Below are 794 nucleotides of genomic sequence, written 5' to 3' on the forward strand. Positions count from 1 at the left end.
GAGGTCGGCGCCGCCGCTGACGAGGGTGTTGTATCGCTGATCGGCATCACCGATCGCACGGATCTCGAGCTTGTCCAGATACGGGCGCGGCGCATCGTAGTACTTGTCGTTGCGGGTGAGCTTGATGACGTCCTGACGTGACCACTGCTCCAGCGTGAACGGTCCGGCACCGATCGGATTGGAGTCGATGGCCTGCTGGCCGGCCTGCAACGACGCCGGGGAGGCAATCCAGTTCATCGCCGTCTGAAGGATGGCGTTGGCGAAGTTCGGGACGGGTTCGACCAGGGTTACCTCGAGGGTGCGGTCGTCGAGGACGCGGCTGCTGTCGATCAACGATGCCTGCGTGATGTCCGGTGAGGCGGTTGCGCGGTCCTTGATGCGGTCCCAGCCGAACTTCACAGCTGCTGCGTTGAACGGGCTGCCGTCGGAGAACTGGACACCGTCACGGAGGGTGAGCGTGAAGGTCTTGCCGGCATCGGTGGACGAGAAATCCTGCGCCAGCTTGAAGTCGATGTCACCGGTTTCCGGATTGTCGATCATCAAGGTGCCGTACAGCGCGTTGCCCAACACCGGGGAGTTGGCCCAGGAGTTGGAGATGAGCGCCGGATCGAGGCTGCGGGGTTCGGCCTGTTCGATGATCAGGCCGGTTCCGCCGCTGACCGGGTCCCCGGAGGGGCCGCCGGCGCTTGCCGAGTCGGTTGAGTTTCCGCTGCTACACGCGCTCAGCATGAGCATGGCGGCGGCAGCGCCGGCCACGAGCGCACGTCTTTTCGAGATCACGGGGGACCTTTCGT

1 protein-coding gene is annotated in these 794 nt (G+C 64.5%); it reads right to left on the reverse strand.

The window, feature by feature from the left end; translation table 11 throughout:
- The coding region (locus AZG88_RS06010; RefSeq protein WP_197487787.1) for an ABC transporter substrate-binding protein at positions 1-780 on the reverse strand (780 nt) is incomplete at its 3' end.
- Positions 781-794: the final 14 nt, after the last annotated feature.

The organism is Rhodococcus sp. LB1 (assembly GCF_001583455.1).
GTDB lineage: Bacteria > Actinomycetota > Actinomycetes > Mycobacteriales > Mycobacteriaceae > Rhodococcus_F > Rhodococcus_F opacus.